General features: G+C 66.2%; 19 protein-coding genes. 6 read left to right on the top strand and 13 right to left on the bottom strand.

Features of this window, described 5'->3' with window-relative positions; all coding sequences use genetic code 11:
• Positions 1-9: 9 nt before the first annotated feature.
• Positions 10-1,170 carry an amidohydrolase family protein gene (locus ACX9OT_RS02580; protein WP_459000738.1) on the bottom strand — a complete coding sequence of 387 codons (1,161 nt, stop codon included), beginning with the start codon at positions 1,168-1,170 and terminating at the stop codon, positions 10-12.
• Between the two features lie 183 nt (positions 1,171-1,353).
• Here ACX9OT_RS02580 and ACX9OT_RS02575 point away from each other — a divergent pair, with 183 nt between their 5' ends.
• On the top strand, positions 1,354-1,995 hold the full coding sequence (locus tag ACX9OT_RS02575) for a hypothetical protein (RefSeq protein ID WP_071229110.1): 642 nt from the start codon (positions 1,354-1,356) through the stop codon (positions 1,993-1,995).
• Positions 1,996-2,022: 27 nt separating this feature from the next.
• Here ACX9OT_RS02575 and ACX9OT_RS02570 read toward each other — a convergent pair whose 3' ends face one another.
• Positions 2,023-2,649 carry a hypothetical protein gene (locus tag ACX9OT_RS02570; protein ID WP_458075360.1) on the bottom strand — a complete coding sequence of 209 codons (627 nt, stop codon included), beginning with the start codon at positions 2,647-2,649 and terminating at the stop codon, positions 2,023-2,025.
• Positions 2,650-2,759: 110 nt separating this feature from the next.
• Positions 2,760-5,486 carry a TonB-dependent receptor plug domain-containing protein gene (locus ACX9OT_RS02565; RefSeq protein WP_132810337.1) on the bottom strand — a complete coding sequence of 909 codons (2,727 nt, stop codon included), beginning with the start codon at positions 5,484-5,486 and terminating at the stop codon, positions 2,760-2,762.
• Between the two features lie 218 nt (positions 5,487-5,704).
• On the opposite strand from ACX9OT_RS02565, the gene ACX9OT_RS02560 reads away from it, so the two are divergent.
• Entirely contained in the window at positions 5,705-6,304 is a 600-nt protein-coding gene (locus ACX9OT_RS02560; RefSeq protein WP_071229112.1) for a GNAT family N-acetyltransferase, read from the top strand.
• Here ACX9OT_RS02560 and ACX9OT_RS02555 read toward each other — a convergent pair.
• Both ACX9OT_RS02555 and ACX9OT_RS02550 read right to left on the bottom strand, forming a co-directional pair.
• Positions 6,301-7,077 (bottom strand): CDP-diacylglycerol diphosphatase, encoded by a 777-nt coding sequence (locus ACX9OT_RS02555; RefSeq protein WP_071229127.1) that lies wholly within the window; start codon positions 7,075-7,077, stop codon positions 6,301-6,303. The two genes, ACX9OT_RS02560 and ACX9OT_RS02555, sit on opposite strands and share 4 nt — an antisense overlap.
• Positions 7,078-7,144: 67 nt before the next feature.
• Positions 7,145-7,801 carry a hypothetical protein gene (locus tag ACX9OT_RS02550; protein WP_049463092.1) on the bottom strand — a complete coding sequence of 219 codons (657 nt, stop codon included), beginning with the start codon at positions 7,799-7,801 and terminating at the stop codon, positions 7,145-7,147.
• 171 nt (positions 7,802-7,972) lie between these two features.
• On the opposite strand from ACX9OT_RS02550, the gene ACX9OT_RS02545 reads away from it, so the two are divergent.
• A complete protein-coding gene (locus tag ACX9OT_RS02545) occupies positions 7,973-8,269 on the top strand; it encodes an I78 family peptidase inhibitor (protein ID WP_006373100.1) in 297 nt (98 codons plus the stop codon).
• Between the two features lie 98 nt (positions 8,270-8,367).
• Here the strand turns inward: ACX9OT_RS02545 and ACX9OT_RS02540 are convergent, their stop codons facing one another.
• The 5 genes from ACX9OT_RS02540 to lldP all read right to left on the bottom strand — a co-directional run bounded on the left by ACX9OT_RS02540 (position 8,368) and on the right by lldP (position 14,737).
• The gene (locus ACX9OT_RS02540) at positions 8,368-9,252 is read right to left on the bottom strand and encodes a hypothetical protein (RefSeq protein WP_459000734.1); all 885 of its coding nucleotides are present in this window, start codon (positions 9,250-9,252) and stop codon (positions 8,368-8,370) included.
• Positions 9,253-9,413: 161 nt separating this feature from the next.
• Entirely contained in the window at positions 9,414-11,120 is a 1,707-nt protein-coding gene (gene dld / locus ACX9OT_RS02535; RefSeq protein WP_459000732.1) for a D-lactate dehydrogenase, read from the bottom strand.
• Entirely contained in the window at positions 11,117-12,256 is a 1,140-nt protein-coding gene (gene lldD, locus ACX9OT_RS02530) for an FMN-dependent L-lactate dehydrogenase LldD (protein ID WP_459000730.1), read from the bottom strand. Before lldD ends, dld begins: the two co-directional genes overlap by 4 nt.
• A gap of 4 nt (positions 12,257-12,260) precedes the next feature.
• Entirely contained in the window at positions 12,261-13,025 is a 765-nt protein-coding gene (gene lldR, locus ACX9OT_RS02525) for a transcriptional regulator LldR (protein WP_459000728.1), read from the bottom strand.
• Between the two features lie 53 nt (positions 13,026-13,078).
• Positions 13,079-14,737: an L-lactate permease gene (gene lldP / locus ACX9OT_RS02520; protein WP_459000726.1), complete on the bottom strand. Its 1,659-nt coding sequence runs from the start codon at positions 14,735-14,737 to the stop codon at positions 13,079-13,081.
• Between the two features lie 238 nt (positions 14,738-14,975).
• Between lldP and ACX9OT_RS02515 the strand changes: the two genes are divergently transcribed.
• A complete protein-coding gene (locus ACX9OT_RS02515) occupies positions 14,976-15,368 on the top strand; it encodes a hypothetical protein (RefSeq protein WP_049422813.1) in 393 nt (130 codons plus the stop codon).
• A gap of 70 nt (positions 15,369-15,438) precedes the next feature.
• Here the strand turns inward: ACX9OT_RS02515 and ACX9OT_RS02510 are convergent, their stop codons facing one another.
• Together ACX9OT_RS02510 and ACX9OT_RS02505 are read right to left on the bottom strand one after the other, a co-directional pair.
• Positions 15,439-15,888 carry an MgtC/SapB family protein gene (locus tag ACX9OT_RS02510; RefSeq protein WP_049422814.1) on the bottom strand — a complete coding sequence of 150 codons (450 nt, stop codon included), beginning with the start codon at positions 15,886-15,888 and terminating at the stop codon, positions 15,439-15,441.
• 129 nt (positions 15,889-16,017) lie between these two features.
• Complete coding sequence (locus ACX9OT_RS02505; protein WP_107431442.1) at positions 16,018-16,776, bottom strand: SDR family NAD(P)-dependent oxidoreductase; 759 nt, start codon at positions 16,774-16,776, stop codon at positions 16,018-16,020.
• A 446-nt stretch (positions 16,777-17,222) separates the two neighbouring features.
• Here ACX9OT_RS02505 and ACX9OT_RS02500 point away from each other — a divergent pair, with 446 nt between their 5' ends.
• On the top strand, positions 17,223-18,176 hold the full coding sequence (locus ACX9OT_RS02500; protein WP_049398445.1) for a helix-turn-helix transcriptional regulator: 954 nt from the start codon (positions 17,223-17,225) through the stop codon (positions 18,174-18,176).
• On the opposite strand, the gene ACX9OT_RS02495 is transcribed toward ACX9OT_RS02500, so the two are convergent.
• Positions 18,162-18,287, bottom strand: coding sequence for a hypothetical protein (locus ACX9OT_RS02495; RefSeq protein WP_260467346.1), 126 nt, complete (start codon positions 18,285-18,287; stop codon positions 18,162-18,164). The two genes, ACX9OT_RS02500 and ACX9OT_RS02495, sit on opposite strands and share 15 nt — an antisense overlap.
• Positions 18,288-18,602: 315 nt before the next feature.
• Here ACX9OT_RS02495 and ACX9OT_RS02490 point away from each other — a divergent pair, with 315 nt between their 5' ends.
• On the top strand, positions 18,603-19,067 hold the full coding sequence (locus tag ACX9OT_RS02490; protein ID WP_180845432.1) for an SMI1/KNR4 family protein: 465 nt from the start codon (positions 18,603-18,605) through the stop codon (positions 19,065-19,067).
• Positions 19,068-19,204 lie beyond the last annotated feature (137 nt).

Raw genomic sequence — 19,204 nt, 5'->3', positions numbered from 1 at the left:
GGCGTGGATCTACAGCCAACGGCCATCAACTACCACGCGCCGCTCCACCGGCACCCCGGCCACAGCGGCCGGGCCGTGGTCGGCACGCACCGCCACGAAAGTGGCCGGATGCCCTTCCACAAGACCGTACTGCGGCAGCCCGATCACCTGCGCGGCATGGGTGGTCACCATGTCCAGCGCCAGCATCAGGTCGGCATCGGTATGGAAGCCGGAGCGGTAGCCCAGCAGCATCGCGCGTTGCAACAGGTCGCCGTTGCCATACGGCCACCAGCAGTCGCGGATGTTGTCGTTCCCGGCGAACACGCGCACACCAGCGTCATGCAACGCGCGCAGCGGCGGGAACGGATGATCGCCAGGCGCGTTGCTCATGATCGCCACACCCGCCGTCGCCAGCGCCTCGCCCACCTGCAGCGCGCGTGCCAGCGGCACCTCGCCCAGCGAATAAGCATGACTGACCGCCACCCTTCCCTGCAGGCCGGCGGCCCGGGTCCGCGCGGCGATACGCAGCAGCTGGGCCAGGCCGGTTTCGCCAGGCTCATGCAGGTGGATGTCCAGCTGCACGCCATAGCGCTCGGCCAGGCCGAACAACAGTGCCAGCTGGCCCTCGGCATCGCCATCGAGCGTGGTCGGATCGATGCCGCCCAGCACGTCCACACCCGCTGCAAGGGCCTGCTCAAGCACCGCTGCGGTACCCGCGCAGGACATCACCCCGGCCTGCGGGAACGCCACCAGCTGGATGCGCATGATGCCGGCGCAGCGCAGCGCGGCCTCGCGCACCGCTTCCAGGTGGCCCAGGCCGGTGCTGCCATCGATATCAACATGACAGCGCATCGCCACTGTGCCGAAGCCGCTGCACTGGCGAATCAGCGCCTCGGCGCGATCGACCATCGGCGCCGCAGCCGCCACTGCCGCCTTTTCCACCGCCAGCCGCTCACGCAGGCTGTTCACCGGCTGGTGCGGGTGCCAACGGTCGCCGACGAAGCTCTTGTCGAGGTGAATGTGGCCGTCGACCAGCCCGGGCAGCACCGCGAAGCCCTGCAGGTCGACGCATCCCGCCCCGTCGGCCGGCGCCGCCTCGCCATTGAGCCCGCTGATGCGGCCATCACGGATGTGGAAGTGCAGCGGTGCACCGTCGCGGTCGACACCGCCGTGGATGAACTGCAGGGTCATCGGGAATTCCCGGAAAGCCAAGACTGGCGCCATCCTGCGCCTCGATAGCGCCATCGGCCAACGAAATATCTGGATGGCACGCATTCACCAGAACGATGATTCCCCCTGCGACAACCGGTCGCAGCCACGCCGTGCACACCCCTGAACGGGTAACATGGGCGCCTGTTTCCGCTGTGATGCCGCATGGGCCCGTCCGACCGCCACGATCGTCTCCGCCGCTGGCAGGCCGCGTCCCTGCTTGCCGCCGCTCCGATCGCCAGCCTGTCCGCCACTGATGCTGCGGCCGCTGCGCCGCTGCAGTCGCCGCCGGGCCAGCAGCGGATCGCCCCGGCTGCGCTGGTCGAGCGCCTGCACCAGCGCGTGCTGTCCGGGCAGAGCGCCACCGCCACGCTGGAACACTGGTGCGCCGAGCACGGCCTGGCCGAACAGGCGCGGGTGCGCGCCGTGCGCATACACGGCCAGGACAAGCCTGCCCCCGCCGACGTGCTGCAGGCGCTGGGCGTGAAGCCGGGTACCGACCTGCGCTATCGCCGCGTGCAGCTGGTCTGCGGCAGCCGCGTGCTGTCCGAGGCCGACAACTGGTACCTGCCTGGTCACCTCAGCCCGGCCATGAACCAGGTGCTGGACAGCACCGACGAACCGTTCGGTCGCGTGGTCGGCCCGCTCGGCTTCCAGCGCCAGACCCTGGCTGACCAGACGTTCTGGCCGCCGCGGGGCGAAGGCGATCACGGCGTGATCCTGGAAGTGCGTGCCCTGCTGCGCGACCGCCAGCAGCAGCCTTTCAGCTACGTCATCGAGTCGTACCTGCAGCAGACGCTTCCGTAACGCGCCGCGGCGCCGGGCATCCGCCGGCTACGGGCCCGTGATGCCGTTGGCGGCCGGGTCCACCGAGAACACGAAACGCCCACCGCGCTGGTCCCTGCCCCATGTCATCGGCGCGGTGGTAAGGCTGTAGACCGGGGCCGCCTTGTCCATGCCGATCGCCTCGGACCAGGCACTGAAATCCTCATCGGTACGGCTGCGGATCTCGCCAACACACAGGCTGTAGCCACAGGCGAAAGACACCAGCGTGCCGTCGTTGCCGATGAGCCGGGTCGCGGCCGTCCTGTAGAGCCGGGTCAGCTCCTGCACTTCCGGGTGACCGGCTGCATCGCGCTCGAACTGGCTGATCACCTGCGCGAAGGCTTTGTCGGAACCCAGCACCGCCTCGCTCTTCTGTGCGGACACCGCACCCTCGTTCAGCAGCATGCGCTCGCCCTCGAGGAAGTGACCCTCCGGTTGCGCGAGCCCAGGGGCAGCCGTCGTGGTACTCGATGCCGTTGGCACGCGCGCTGATACAGCATCGGTCGCGGGGTTGGAACGGGACGGCGCAGGCGCGGCATTGGCCACCTCCGCGGCATCCTCCACGCTGGCCGCCTGCCTGCCACTGCAACCTGCAATGGCCAGCACGGCAATCACGCTCCACCCCCTGACATCCATGCGCATCATCCTCCGTGTATCGCCACAGCATGCCACGTGCGCGACGGCAACACGGATGCACTGCACAAAGAAAAGCCCGGCAATGCCGGGCCTTTCGTTCGCCCCCGGGATCAGCGGAACCGGTAGTCCAGCTGCACCCAGTACTGGCGGCCATACGGGTCGTAGTTGCCGACCGGGTAGAACGGCCAGCCGCCACCGTTCTTGTCCGCTGGCGGGCGGCTGTCACGCAGGTTGTTGACGATCACGCCCACCGACAGGTTCTCGCCGAACTGGCGGAACACGCTGGCGTTGTACGTCATGTACGGCGCGATGCGGCCACTGCCATCGGTCTTCGGCAGCGAGCCGAAGCGGTTGCCGTACAGCGTGGTGGTCCAGTCACCCTGGTTCCAGGTGATGCTGCCGTTGGCCTTGCTGCGCCACTGGTAGTCATCCAGCGAATTGCGGATGTCACGCTCCGGATCATCGGAGAACTGTCGGTATTTGTGCTCCAGCACCACGGTGTAGGCCAGGCGCGTGGTGAAGCGGCCATAGCGGCCGGCATCGAAACGCCAGTTGCCCTTCAGGTCCAGGCCGCGAACCGATTCGGAGGCCGCGTTGATCGGATTGATCAGCACACGGGTCACCTGGTCCGGCTGCACCGTGGCATTGGACGGATTGCGGATCACCCGCGACAGCGCGTCCTGGCACAGCGGCGAACCGATATCGCGCGCTTCGCCGCCCAGCGTCCGGCCCAGGCGGCAATCGGCCTCATCACGCAGGATGCGGCTGGTATCGAGGCTGGTCACTTCGTTGTCGATGCGGATGTCGTAGTAGTCAGCGCTGAAATCCAGGCCGGACAGCGGCGACCAGACCACGCCGAAGCCATATGACTTGGCCGATTCCGGCTGCAACTGCGCATTGGCGCGGTTGCTGTAATCAATCGACAGGCCGTTGTAGTCGCAGTTGTCGTACGACTGGCCCGCAGTGCGGCAGCGCCAGTAATCGGTCATGCCCGGATTGTAGCCGCGGGTTTCGGTGGCAAACACGTAGTTCATGTCCGGCGCACGGAAGCTGGTCGCCGCCGTACCACGGATCAGCAGGCTCTCGATCGGCCGGAACTCGACGCCGAAACTCCAGGTGGCCTTGCCGATGTGCTCGCCACCGGCACGGTACTGGTCATAGCGACCGGCCAGGGTGGTGGTCAGCGACTGCAGCAGCGGCAATTGCAGCTCCACACCTGCAGCGTAGCGGTCACGCTCGCCACCGGCACCGATGCCGGCGCTGGTGTTCCAGAACTCGCCGCTGCCCAGGCGCGGGTCCGGTCGGTTGCGATAGCCCTGGCTGCCGGCCTCGACCACCGCTGCCAACGCCGCATCGCCCCCAGGCAGCGCGAACAGGCGGCCGTTGACGCTGGCGCTGAAGGTCTGCAGCCATGCCGCGTTACGGCTTTCCTGGTAGTCGGACAGCCCCTCGTATTCGTTCGGGGTCAACGGCTGGAACAGGCGCGCCGGATCCGGCGCATAGACCTCAACGCCGTTGCGCACACCCAGCTTCGGACCGAGCAGGTATTCGTTGATGCCGGCCAGCAGCACCGGGCGGCGGGTACGGTTCTCGTATCGCGAGCGGCTGTAGACCGCCTCATAGTCCCAGCCGCTGTCACCGATCTGGCCACGTGCGCCGACGTTGAACGACCACGAGTTTTCCAGGAAGCGGTTGGCATTGCGCGGCAGGCCGCCGATTTCCTCCGGCGCGAAGCGGCGGTACCAGCTTTCCAGGTTGCCGGTGGTCTGGTTGTAGAAGTAGTTGCGGGCCGAGGTCCAGGTCGGCGCACGCGTGTTGTTGTAGATCCGCGCGCTGCCCACGGCGACATCGGCAAACAGGTCAGTGGTCTCGTTGACGTGGAAGGTCAGCAGGCCATAGCCATTGAGGTTGCGCTTCTGGGTCTGCACGGTCCAGTAGCTGGCGGCGGCCTCGTTGCTGCCGCAGTACCAGCCCTGGCGAGGGTTGAAGGCGCGGAACACGCTGCCGCCATAGATGTCAGACGCCCCGTCGCAGCCAGTGACGCCCGGATCGATGTTGCGGCCGGTGGCGGCATTGCGGCGATAGGCGATCGCGGTCGCCTGCGGTGCCTTGCCGGCCGGATCATCGTCCAGCGAATCCATGAAATCGCGCTGGCGCGCGTGGATCGCCTTGCGCACATCGAACTCGAAGCCGAACAGCGCATCCCAACGCTCGCCGGAACTACCACCGACCACCTGCGCGCGCTGGTTGTCGCCGCCGCCCTGCTGGGTGCCACCGGCGCGCACGTTCACATCCACGCCCTCAAAGCGGTCCTTGAGGATGATGTTGACCACGCCGGCGATCGCATCGGAGCCGTATACCGCAGACGCACCTGCCGCCAGGACCTCGATGCGCTCGATCAGCGCACTGGGAATGTTGGCCAGGTTGACCACGTTCACCGACCCTTCGTAGGCCAGCGGGTAGTCGGCCTGGCGGCGGCCGTTGACCAGCACCAGCGTGCGGTTCGGGCCCAGCCCGCGCAGGTTGATGGTGTTGGCGGCCGGGGTGAAGGTGTTGCCAAAGTCCTCGCCCTGTACGTTGCCGGTGTTCTCGGTCAGCGCGCTCAGTGCGTCGAAGGCATTGCGGTAGCCCTGCGCATCGATCTGCTCGCGGCTGATCACCGTCACCGGCGACGGGCCCTCGACACTGGCGCGTGGAATGCGCGAGCCGGTGACCTTCACTTCCTGCAATGTGGTGGGTGCGCTTTCCTGCGCGAAGGCCGGCATCGAGACCAGCATCAGGGACGACAGTGCGAGCACCAGCGGACGCGGGCGCAGCGCCTTGTGGGAGGCGGACATGGGCTTCCTGGGGAGTTGGGCGGTTGTGGTACGGGGGCAGCGGCCTGTACGGCGCATAACGATCCCGTAACGAAAGTGTCCTGAATGGGGGGTTTCAACGGAAATGACCAAGCCTGATGGCCTTATGCCTGAACCGAATCAGACCCGCAGTGCCATCCACCACACTTTTGCAATGTTTTGAATGGTGCAGGGCTGCAGGCACGGCCATCGTGCCGGGGATGATGACCCCGTACCCCACTTCCCTCCTTCCCCCATTGCGCCCGGTGCTGCGCCGTCACCTGCTGCAGCTGCAGGCCGCACCGGTCACCCTGCGCCCTTTCCAGCGTGCCGACCTGCCGCGCTGGCGCCTGTTCGATGACCGCCGCCGGCGCGGCCGCCGCGATCCGTCCGTCATCGATGAGGAAGCGCGCTTCCTCGCCCACATGCATCGCTCACGCCTGGAACAGGACAACGACCAGCTGCTGCTGGGGGTGTTCGATGACGAGCACGGCAACGTACTGGACCAGCTGCACGTACGGCTGCAATCACTACACGCGCGCAGCGCCGAACTGCTGTCGCTGCAGCATTGGCACCCGCATGCCGACGCGGCGCTGCAGGCGCTGTGCCCGTTCCTGTTCGAGGACGTCGGCCTGCATCGCCTGTTCGTGATGCTGCCACCGGACTGCAGTGATCCGTTCGCCACCGCGCTGCGGGCCTTCGGCTTCGAGCAGGAAGGCCTGCTGCGCGACCATCATCTGGATCTGGATGGCTGGCAGGATCGCCAGCTGCTGGCGCTGACCGCACCCATGTGGCGGAGCAAGCACAGGATGCTGGACTAGCGCACCCGCTCCAGCGCGTTGCCGGCACCGGTCAGCACCGAGCAGGCGTGGTCCTGCAGCTCTTCGGCGCTGGCCTCGTTGCCGGTGCCGGCGTCCACACGGGTGGCCAGCAGGATGAAGCCCGGGCCGCCCTGCACGGCGTCCCGGCCCGCCACAACCAGGCTCCACTGGCCGACGTCGTCCACGCCTGCGAGGTCGTAGGCCAGCAGATTGAGCGGATTGGCGGTCAGTTCTGCGCCCGGCAGCAGGTGGGCCTGGTACTGATGGCCGCGCAGCAGCACCGGCAGCGGTGCCCACTGGCTGCCCAGGGCGGCAGCATGCGTATCCAGCGCCTGCAGCACGTCGGCACGCAGGCAATCCACATGAATATGCAGCTGGTGCTGCGAGCGGCCGTGCGGCGAGTTCAACGCCAGGCTGGCGACGTTGCGCGGCAGCGGTTGGCCCAGCGCCCGTTCGGTGTGGCTGCGCGCCTGCCAGGCTGCAGCGAAGTAGTTCGGTGCACCACGCTGGTACAGGCTGCGGCTCTCGATGCCGCTGACCTTGTCCAGCGGCATCAGCAGGAACTGGTAGTCGCCGTGCGCGTCCTTGACCAGCACATCGCGGCGGTCTGCTGCCGTCTCCACCCGCAGGCAATCGCCACGCGGGCCTTCGGCGCCCTGGCAGTCACGTTCAATCAATCGCCACAATGCATCGGAATGGGCCGGCGGCGGAGGCGCGCTGGCACAGGCAGACAACAGCAGCAGGGACGACAGCAGGAAGGGGCGCAAGGACACGGCACGACTCACGGAGCAGGCACGGCAGACAGCGCCGCGCTGCATTCTAGCCAGTGCAACGCTGCAATCAGTAGGTGCCGAACGGCACTTCAACCACGATCGGGGCGGCACCCTCGCCGGCCTGCAGGCTGTAGCGGTCCAGCGCGCCATCGTCATCGGCGTGCGGCTGGCGCTGGAAATGCAGCGGATAGCGGCTGTCCCCCAGGCGCACGGCACTGCCGTCGGCCTCCAGCGCGGCACCTTCCGGAATCAGCAGACCGCCCAGGTCGCTGTAGGCGCCAGGTACATCGGCGAAGCTGTAGTCGGCCAGCTCGTCCACCCGCTGCATCGCATAGACGTGCGGCACATAGGGTCGTGCAGGGCTACGGCCATTGCTCAGGTCCGTCACCCAGGCCTGCGGCAGGTGGTACTCCCCGCGCAGCGCAGCGACGCCCAGCGAGGGGCTGGCCACCTGCAGGCAGCACACCGCCCGCTTGCCCTCGCGGTCGAGGATGGCGAAACGGTCGCCGCGGGTGGCCGCCTGCGGCAGCATGGCGAAGGCCAGGTTACGCTGCGCCGGCGCGTAGCCGGATTCGGTCTGCAGGTTGCGCCAGGCGCCGAATACCGGGGATTGGACCTGCTCGGGTTCCGGATCGGCAGCGGAGGCGGCAAACGCCACGCCCAGCAACGACAACATCAGGGCCGTCATTGTCTTGTCCTTGCCGCGGAAACTGCCTGCCGTCATACCGTATCCAACACCTGCGCCGGAAAGGCCCGGCCTGCCCGCTGGCGTACTGCCAGCCATTGCTCCCACTATGCAATGACCACGCTGTGCCGGCAATGACCGGGGCGCTGACGCCTTTCGCACGCTCGGTGCTATCGTTCCCGCCATCTTCCCCTGCGCAGGAGCGCTCGCATGTCTGCATTCCGTCTGTCCCTGTTGCTGCCGGCCTCCGCCCTGCTGCTGTCGGCCTGCGTCAGCACCCCTGGCCCGGAAGTCAAAGGCAGTGGCCGCTGCGACGCCAGCCAGCTGGGCTGGGCGATCGGCCAGCCGGCCAACGAGCCCAACATCCGTCGCCTGTCCCGCGAGAGCGGTGCCGGCCTGGTCAACCCGATCGGCCCCAGCACCATCACCACCAAAGACATCCGCCCGGACCGCCTGCGCGTGTTCGTGGATAAGGACAACATCATCACGTCCACCCGCTGCGAGTAAGCGCGGCAGCAGGCTTTTGTAGAGTCGAGCCATGCTCGACTGGCTTTTCGCGCGGCGCATCCGAAGACCAGCCGAGCGTAGGCCCGGCTCTACAAGGTTCAGGGTTCGGTATACCCCGCGCAGTCCGGCAGCGCCTGGTCGGGGTGGAACACCCCATCGCTGAAGCGGAACAGCCGCGTGTAGGTGCACGCCGGGTCCTGCTCGGTGCGCAGATCCTGCTTCTTCAACGGCCTCTTGGCCAGCGAATCCTCGAAGCGCGAAACACCGGCCGGGAACCGGGTCGCCACGGTCTGGTAGCGCAGCACCGGCATGCCCTCGGCGACCGTATCCAGCGCCAGCTTCGCCGAGAAGCCGTATTCGTCATGGCAGGCACCTGCGCGCTGCTTGATGTCCTGTTCGCTGAAACAGGCGCGGATCATCGCATTGCCCAGCCATGGCACGGTCAACACGTCGTCGTCCACCTGGATGTCGTCCTGCAGGTGGCGCACGCGTGCCAGTTGCAGCGTGGACGCGTCGGCACCTCCACCGGAGTACATGGCGCTGAACGTGACGATGCCACCCACCAGCACATTCTGGCGGTCGCGCTGCTGCGGGTCGGTCACCGGTTCATCGCTACCCACGCCAGGTGCCAGCCGCACGATCCACGGCCACAGCGACAGCTCGCTTTCCTGCGGCACGTCGATGCTGACGTGGTAGGTGTGTGGCGTGCCCTGGCCCGGTGCCTTCTCAAGCACTTCCAGCACGGTCGGCCGGTCACCATCTTTGGCAACCGGCTGCACGCGCACGCACCAGTTGCCGTCCCGCGTGCACTCGTAGAGCCCCGCCGGCCCCGTCTCATGGGCGATCAGCACCTGCCCCAACGGCTCCATCACGTTGCCCGCAGCGTCACGCTGCTGCGGCAGGATCGAGCCTTGGGCGAGCACCAGCAGCGGGGTCGCCAGCAGTGCAACGCACACGGTCGTGCGGGCAACGATGGAGGGCATGGATGAGATTCCTGCTCGTGGAATCCAGATGGTAACCGCTGCTCCGGTAGAGTCGAGCTTGCTCGACTTTGCATTTGTAGAGTCGAGCTTGCTCGACTGTGCCTGTCGGGAATTGCAGCCGAGCATAGGCTCGGCTCTACAGTAAAGCCACGTTGTATCCGTCAATGCCCACTACAGTCGCAGCCACCCCACCCCTTCGCCTTCGACGTCTGGCCGATACCCGGGTTGAAGGTATTGCTCGGGTCCAACTGCCTGTAGAACCCGGCCAATGCAGGCTTGGCCGGGTACAGGTGGCCGACGTTGTGCTCGGCTGGATACTCGGCGCCACGCTGGTCCAGCAACGCCCACATCGCATGCTCGATCGCCATCGGGTCTTCGCCTTTGCGCGCGATGTAGTCCTGGTGGAACACGTGGCACAGGAAGTGCCCGTAATACAGCTTGTGCAGCAGGCGGCCATCGATATCGACCGGCAACTGCTCGAACCAGTCGGCATCATCGCGGCGCAGGGCGATGTCCAGCGCCACGATGTCCTGCACCTGGTCGCGATGCACCTCGCGGTAGCGCACCGCGGCACCGGCCACGGCGAAGCGATGCAGGAAGGCCTTGCGCCCCTCGTCGGCCGTGCAGTGGAAGTAACCACCCTCATGGTCGGCGAAGAAGTCGCGCAGCCAGGCCTCGGTTTCCCCTGCGTCCTGCGCGGAGACCTTCAGCAGCAGATGATGCTCGTAGCGCTGGCGGAACTCGCCCATCCGCTTGGGCAGGTGCGAGGGCAGCAGGCCGGTCAGCACCTGCAGCGCCCGGTCGGTCACCCCGCGCAGGCCCAGCCGCTCGAACCAGCCGTCAACCCGGCTCTTCAATGCGAACGCGGCCGGCACACGCGCGGTGCCGAGGCGATCGATCAGCAGGAAACTGTCCTTGCCGTAGCGCTCGCCGATGTCATAGGCATCGCGGTGGATGTATTCGCCGGCAATCGGCAGGCATTCGAAGCCGGTCAGCAGCTGGCGCCGGATCGCGGTGAGGCTGCCGGTGCGGTTGCTGCCGATATAGAAGACCTCGGCCGCCTCCTTCTCGAAGGTGTCCAGGCGCACCGCGAACACTGCCAGCTTGCCGGCAGATCCCGCTGCCTCGAAGTGGCGGCTGGGGTCGGCATTGAAGCGTGCCGGCGTATCGGCATCGACCCGGCGCACTTCTTCGGCGTAGCGCGGATCGGAGGCGGCACGGCCATCACCGTCACCCACGTCGGCAGCACGGTAGTCGCCCGCCTGCAGGCGCTGCAGGATCTGCTCGGGCGTATCGCCCAGCGCGATGCCCAGATGGTTGACCAGCTGCAGCTGGCCCTGCGCATCGACCTGCGCATACAGTGCCAGCTCGGTGTAGGCCGGGCCGCGACGCACCAGCGCGCCGCCGGAGTTGTTGCAGATGCCGCCCAGCACCGAGGCACCGATGCAGGACGAGCCGATCACCGAATGCGGTTCGCGGCCGAGCGGTGCCAGCGTCTGCTCCAGGCGGTCCAGCGTCGCGCCAGGCAGGCACAGCACCTGGCGGCCCTCGTTCAACAGCTGGATGCCGGTCAGGCGCAGCGTGCTGACCAGCACGATAGGACGCCCATAGTCGTTGCCATCCGGGGTCGAGCCACCGGTCAGGCCGGTGTTGGCCGCCTGCAGGATGATCGCTGCCCCGCCCTGCACCGCCGCCTGCAGAACACGCCACAGCTCCAGCAGCGTCCCCGGGCGCACCACCGCCAGCACCGGGCCGTCGCCGAAGCGGTAGCCGCGACGGAAGCGGCGCGTGGCCTTGTCGCCGGTCAGCACATGGCGGCTGCCGACCGCGTCGCGCAACTGTGCCAGCACGGCATCGTGGCCACTCATGGCAGGCTGACCAGCGAATCGCGGCCGATGTCAGCGATGCGGCGCGCACCGGTCAGTGTCATCGCCACGCGCATCTCCTTGGCGATAAGGTCCAGCAGGTTGGCCACGCCGGCCTCGCCCTGCGCGGCCAGCGCATAAACGAAGGCACGCCCCAGCAGCACGGTATCGGCACCGAGCGCCAGCATGCGCACCACGTCCAGGCCGGTACGGACGCCCGAATCGGCGAGAATCTTCAGATCGCCCTGTACCGCATCGGCAATCGCCGGCAATGCACGCGCGGTGGACAGCACGCCGTCGAGCTGGCGGCCACCGTGGTTGGAGACCACGATGCCATCGGCGCCGAACTTGACCGCATCACGTGCGTCATCCGGGTCGAGGATGCCCTTGATCACCATCGGGCCCTTCCAGAATTCGCGGATCCATTCCAGGTCCTTCCACGAAATGGAGGGATCGAAGTTGCTGCCGAGCCAGCCGATATAGTCCTCCAGCCCGGTCGGATTGCCACGATAGGTGGAGATGTTGCCCAGATCATGCGGACGGCCGAACAGGCCGACGTCCCACGCCCAGTGCGGATGGGTGATGGCCTGGCCGATGCGGCGCAGCGAGGCATTCGGGCCGCTCATCCCCGAGTGGGCATCGCGGTAGCGCGCACCCGGCACCGGCATATCCACGGTGAACACCAGGGTGGTCACGCCCGCGGCCTGCGCCCGCTCCAGCGCGTTGCGCATGAAGCCACGGTCGCGCAGTACATACAGCTGGAACCACATCGGCCGCTGGATGGCCGGTGCCACTTCCTCGATCGGGCACACCGATACGGTGGACAGGGTGAACGGGATGCCTCGACTGTCGGCCCCGCGCGCCGCCTGCACCTCGCCGCGCCGGGCATACATGCCGGTCAGGCCGACCGGCGCAAGTGCCACCGGCATCGCCAGCGTTTCGCCGAACAGTTCGGTTTCCAGGCTCAGGTCGGACATGTTGCGCAGGATGCGCTGGCGCAGCGCGATGTCGGACAGGTCGGAAACGTTGCGCTTCAGCGTGTGCTCGGCATACGCGCCGCCATCGATGTAGTGGAACAGGAACGGCGGCAGCCGGCGTTGCGCTGCGGCACGGTAATCGGTGGAGGCGGAGATGATCATGGGGTCAACCGTGTGGGGAAGGTAGACGCGAGGCCCGCGCACGCCGGGCTTCGTTGTCATCGAGGGTGCGCAGCGTGGTGTGCACGAACTCGAGGTGGGCATGCGCGGCGGCGCGCGCGCGTTCGGGGTCGCCGGCCAGCACCGCGTCCATCATCTCGCGGTGCTGGTCGGACAACGGCGAGAAGGTCCTCGCCGAGGTGTAGAGCTTTTCGCGGCTCTGCGAGATGTTGGTCTGCAGCAGGTCGAACAGGCCGCGCATCACCTGCAGCAGCACCAGGTTGTGCGAGGCCTCGGCGATGGACAGGTGGAAGGCCGCGTCGGCCTCGGCTTCACCGGTGGGATCGTCCTTGCCGTGCGCGTCCATCATGGTCTGGAAGGCCTGCGCGATGCGCGTACGATCCTCATCGGTGGCGCGCAACGCTGCATGCCAGGCGGTGGCACCTTCCAGCGCGTGGCGGATCTCCAGCACGTCGAAGCGGTATTCCGGGTCGCCTTGGAACAGCGGCAGGTACGGCGCCAGCGGTTCATCCAGCGCCTGCCGCGCGCGCGCCGCGGGTTCGGCCACGTAGGTGCCGCCACCGACCCGTGCGGTCAGTAGGCCCTGGCTGGCCAACTGCGCGATGGCCTCGCGCAACGCCGTTCGCGAGACCCCCAGCTGCACCGCCAGGGTGCGTTCGGCCGGCAGCCGGTCACCCGGCTGCAGCCGCTGTTCCTGCACCAGGCAGCGCAGCTGCGCGGCCACCTTGTCCGAAATACGTTGCATGCTCATGGCGTCATTGTGGCCCGAAGCGCGCAGCGGGTGGTCGGCTGACCGTGCATGGCTCAGGGAATCATCCAGGTCAGCCAGTAAGCCTGGGCCAGGGTGATCAGGCCGACCATCGTGGTGAAGATCAGGCTGTGCTTGACCGTGAAACGGAACAGGTCCGATTCCTTGCCGGCCAGGCCGACCGCCGCGCAGGCAATGGCGATCGACTGCGGCGAGATCATCTTGCCGGTCACGCCACCAGTGGTGTTGGCCGCCACCAGCAGCACGTCGGACACGCCGATCTGCTGCGCAGTGGTCGCCTGCAGTGCCGAGAACAAGGCGTTGGATGAAGTATCCGAGCCGGTCAGGAACACGCCCAACCAGCCCAGGAACGGCGAGAAGAACGGGAACGCATCACCGGTGTGCGCCAGTGCAAGCGCCAGCGTCGCCGAAAGGCCCGAGTAATTGGCGATGAAGGCGAAGGCCAGCACCATGCCGATCGAGTAGATCGGCATGCGCAGCTCACGCACGGTCTCACCGAAGGTCTGCAGCGCCGAACGGGCCGGCATGCGCAGCGCGATGATGGCGATCACAGCGGCGAGGATGATCGAGGTGCCGGTGGCCGAGAACCAGTCGAACTTGTAGATCGCCTCGTAGCTGAGCGGTGCATCCACGATCGGCGGCATCTTCTGCACCATCTGGTCCAGGCCCGGCACCGGGATCTTCAGCACCCAGCTTTCCAGCGGGCTGTCCGCCGCGAACAGCGACTTGAACGGTTTGATGCTCCACAGCGTGACCATCGCGGTGAGGATCAGGAACGGCGACCATGCCTTGGCGATCTGGCCGACGCTGTAGCGCGGCGCCTCCAGCGCCTGTGCGGCCGCCTCGGCGCTGGTTTCGGTATCGAAACGGAAGATCCGCACCGGCTTCCAGCGGCGCAGGAACAGCGTCAGGCAGACCAGCGAGGCCAGCGACGCGGTGATGTCCGGCAGCTCCGGGCCGATGAAGTTGGAGGTCAGATACTGCGCGATGGCGAACGAACCACCGGCCACCAGCACTGCCGGCCAGGTTTCCTTGATGCCGCGCCAGCCATCCATGATCGCCATGATCCAGAACAGCACGATGATCGTAAGGAACGGCAGCTGGCGCCCAGCCATCTGGCCGATCTCGAAGGCATCCAGACCGGTGACCTGCCCGGCCACGATGATCGGAATGCCCATCGCACCAAAGGCGACCGGCGCGGTGTTGACGATCAGGCACAGGCCGGCCGCGTACAGCGGCTTGAAGCCCAACCCGACCAGCAGCGCCGCGGTGATCGCCACCGGTGCACCGAAACCGGCTGCGCCCTCCAGGAACGCACCGAAGGCGAAGCCGACCATCAGCATCTGCAGGCGCTGGTCTTCGGTGACCGACAGAATGGAGGCACGGATGATGTCGAACTGTCCGGTCTTGACCGAGACCTTGTAGAGGAACACCGCGCCGATGATGATCCAGGCAATCGGCCACAACCCATAGACAAAGCCGAAGCCAGCCGCACCCAGCGCCTGGGGCAACGGCATCCGGTAGAACAGCAGGGCCACGCCGAGCGCGATGGCCACGGTGATCGTGCCGGCCAGCCAGCCCTTCATGCGCAGCACGGCCAGGGCAACGAAGAAGAACGCGATCGGCAGCAGCGCGATCAGGCTGGACAACCACAGGTTGCCGGCGGGGTCGTACAGGTGTTGCCAGGGCTGCATGAGGGCTCTCGACTGGGGACGGGTTCAACACCGCAGGGGTGGGCGGTCATGGGCTCCAGCATTATTGGTCGTACCAATAATGGATTTATGGAGCCACTGGACGCAGATTGAACCGCTGATTGCGCGAAGAGCCTATTAGACCATAGGGCTAGAATCAATTATTGGTACGACCATTAAGGCGGTTGAGACAGTGGCGCGCATCCACCACACTGGATCCTGCCCCATCTCTGGTACACGAATGACACTCGCCCCCACCCGCGACCTGCAGTCCATGCAGCAACAGGCAGCTGACTGTCTGGCCGGCTACGCTGAAGCGAACCTTCTCAATCATGCAGGCTTGGATGCGCTCATCGCCCACCTGCGCGCATATCCGGATTCGGGCGAACCCATGGCCCTGCCAGACTGGGATCAGGCAGGCTCAGAGCTTCAGATAGCGGGTCGAGGCGATCCATTGCCGCCATCTCTGTTGGGGCAGATCGCCACAGACAAGCACGAGGAGTTGAATGACCTGATCTGTTCCTGCGTTGAAGTGGGAATCGCAGATCTGTACGGCGCTACGACGGATGTTCCTGACCAGATGCTGGCCAGAGCACTGGCCATCCTGCAGCGCAACACTTCGCAGCAGACCTGACTGCTTCAACTCCGCCTTGGAATCACGATCAGATCCCCCGAAGGGACTCTGATCCCACTCCCTCAACCCCTTAGATCTTCTTCTCCAACCGCCGCATCACCGCCAGCACCAGCACGCACAGCACGCTCACCCCGATGGCGATCACGTACTTGCTGATCCCCACCGCAATCCCGATGGCCGCTGCCATGATCAGCGAGCTGGCCGTGGTCAGGCCGCTGACCTGGTCCTCGCGTGACCCACGCAGGATGGTGCCAGCGGCAACGAAGCCGACACAGGCCACCACCGCTTCGATCAGGCGCACCGGATCAACCTGCAGCAGGTCGCGGTAACGCTCTTGCTGGAAATGCTCGGCCACCGAGTCGCCGAGGCCGACGATCAACGCGGCGGCCCCTGCGATCAGCATGTGCGTACGCAGGCCAGCGGCGTGCTTGCCCATCTCGCGCTCGACGCCGAGCACGCCGCCGAACAGCATCGCTGCGGCAACGCGCAGCAGGATCGAGACATCCTGGGTGAGTTCCATGGCAAAGGCTCCGGCGGTTTTTCCCGGAGCCTTGCTCGGCGGTCGTAGGGCGGGAGTGAAGGCGATGGCACGCCTTCTTCACCGCACGCATTCCTCCACGCATGGCGTGGATCTACTGACCGCATTCGCTCACTGCGCCAGGTAGCCACCATCGATGGCGTAGTACGCGCCGGTCGCGAACGAGGCATCGTCGCTGGCCAGCCAGGCCACCAGCGCCGCCACTTCCTCGGCCGTACCCAGCCGCTTCAAGGCGTGACGGCCTTCCAGCGTGGCGCGCACCTTCGGGTCCATCTTCTCCAGCAGGGGTGTGCTGATGAAGCCCGGGCCGACCGCGTTGACACGAATGCCGTCGGCGGCATGTTCCCACGCGGCTGTCTGGGTCAGCCCGACCACGCCGTGCTTGGCCGCCGCATAAGCGGTGGAACCGGCATACCCCACCTGGCCCAGGATCGAGGCCATGTTGATGATGCTGCCGCCGGTTCCAGCGGCTCGCATTGCCCGGATCTGCGCACGCTGGCACAGGAACACGCTGGTGAGGTTGACGTCGATTACCCGCTGCCAGCCATCGATCGGATAGTCACCGCTGCTTGCGGCCGGCCCGCCGATACCGGCGTTGTTGACCGCCACATGCAGGCCGTCGAGTTCCTTGATCGTGCGCTGCACCGCCGCCTCCACGGCCGCGTCGTCTGTAACGTCCAGCGCAATGCCGATGGCCTGTGCACCGGCACTGCGCAGCTGCGTCACGGTGGCATCGACTGCATCCTGCTTCAGGTCCCAGACCGAAATACGGGCACCGGATGCGGCCAGCGTCTGCGCCACGGCCAGGCCGATACCGGACACGCCGCCGGTCACGATCGCGGTCTTGCCGGTGAGCTGGTAGTCAATCATCTGCGTTCTCCATCAGTGGGGGTATCGATGTGACCTGCAATGGCCAACCGCCCCACCCTACGCGCCCGCTCGTGACGGCCCGGCCGACATCGCGTCTACGGGTGATCGTTCCAGCCATGAAACCTCAACTCAAGTTGATGTATGGAATTGCGTACGGATATGCATGCAAAACGCTGGCGTATGTTCGGCGGCATTTTCACTTTGGCCGTATTCGTCAATCGTTTTGACCATATTGAAATCAAAAGCGCGCGAATCAAGGCGACAATGGGAAACGTTTCCAGTTTCTTCGACACATTCCATTCAACCTGGTGTTCCCCCACTATCCAGAGTGCCCACGCCCCTGCTTCCCAGCATGTCTGCACGGGTAACGACGGGATCTGCATCTGCATTGCAGAGCGCGTGGGCGAGGTAATGCCAGCGTCCACCTCCAAAGCACGTGCCGAGCGATGTCCCGATATTTCACTTTTGCTGATTACCGCCGCTTCGGCCACCGCCATGGCTTCGATTACCGCGCCGACCCGGAACACCTGCGCGACGACCAGTGGGCCGGCCATGGCGAGGTCAACGAGCAGTTCCTGCGCGGCGGCATGAGCCTGATCGCCTCCGACGTCCATAATCGCTTCCCTTATGTCGCCACCGCCCAGCAGAGTCCCGGCTTGGCCATCCGCGTGATGCTGCAGGGCCAGGTTGATGTGCGCATTCCGCGACGTGGTGGTTTCACCCTGCGTGCTGGTACGGCGATGACCGCGCACCACCGCGAACAGGTTGAGATGACGGGTGCGCATCCTGGCGAAACGCGCATGCGCGGCGTCAGCGTGATGGTGCCCGGCCAGATCGATCCGGACCTGTTCCAGCTGCCACAGTTGGAGACCGCGCTCAACACCCACCTGGAATGCCGCCACTGGGCCATTCCGCATACCCTGCTGCCGGTGCTGGGCCAGCTGTTCGAAAGCCCATGGGAGGACGGCATCGACGCGTTGTGGCGCGAAGGCGTCGCACTGCAGCTGCTGGCCGTTGGGCTGAAGGCCGAGGATCTGCAGACCGATCATGTGCGAACGCTGCGGGCTGGCCAGCGCGAGCGCCTGGAGCGCGTGCGTGCCTACCTGCATGACGATCCCAGCCACGCGCATAGTCTGATCGAACTGGCCCAGCTGGCCTGCATGAGCCCAAGTTCGCTGCGCCGTCATTTCGCCCAGCAGTACGGCTGCTCGGTGTTCGACTACCTGCACGAACAACGCATGCGCCACGCCGAGCAGGGCCTGCGCGAAGACGGCTGGACTGTCGAGCAGGCTGCGGCCGCCAGTGGTTACCGCCACCCCAGCAACTTCGCGGCTGCATTCCGCAAGCGTTTCGGACTGGTACCCAGCCGCTGGCGCACCGGGCCCTCAAAGGTCGGATAGCAGCTTCTGCTTCACGCCATCGCGGATGCCGGCCAGCGGCCGGCACGACCGCAGCCGCCTGAATCGACCTGCCATGGCTCCGCTCTGGTAGGTGTCGACCTTGGTCGACACGCTCCTGCGCCATCGCGGATGCCGGCCAGCGGCCGGCACTACCACACCCGCCTGAATCGGCATGCCATGGCCCCGCTCTGGTGGGTGTCGACCTTGGTCGACACGCTCTTCGCATCGCGAACGCCGGCCAGCGGCCGGCACTACTGCACCCGCCTGAATCGACATGCCATGGCCCCGCCTTGGTAGGTGTCGACCTTGGTCGACACTCCCAGAAGGCGACTGCACTCCCGGCACATCTTTGCGCATGTCGCATATGCCCATTGCCGCCAAAGATGGGCCGCGCCATCGTGGTAGGGCTGACCACAGGGACTCCGCGTGGAAAACCAGGATCAACCTCGCACGCCGATCTTCATCCGAAGTATCCAAAGCCCATGGATACCCGAGGCGGGCGCGCATGCGGACGATCTGCGTACGCTGCAGGCGCATTGGGTCGAAGCTGCGATTCCCGAAGACTTCATGCGGCTCCTGCAGTGGTCAAACGGTGGGCGCTGCGTGTTCCCTCATGCTTATGTGGACCTATGGTCCATCGCCACCATCATTCAGCTCAACCGCAGCTACCAGATCCGTCGTTATCTTGGCGACTACCTGATGGGCATTGGAACGGACGGTGGATCGACGCTCATCGCGCTCGATCTCTGCCCGCTCAGTCGCGGACAGATCATCTCATTCGATCTGGGCGATCTCGACATCAGCCGGGGAAAGCCCATCGCCGAATCTATCGCCGAACTCTTTCGGAAGTTCGACAGCGGGCTGCTGACTAGCGACAACATTTATCCTTGAGCTTAGAAATGCCGGCCAGCGGCCGGCACTACCACACCCGCCTGAATCGACCTGCCATGGCTCCGCTCTGGTAGGTGTCGACCTTGGTCGACACGCTCCCGCGCCATCGCGGATGCCGGCCGGCGGCCGGCACTACC

The organism is Stenotrophomonas genospecies 3, from assembly GCF_054473855.1.
Note: the sequence above shows the minus strand (reverse complement) of the source record. Positions and strands in the feature narration are given on the sequence as shown.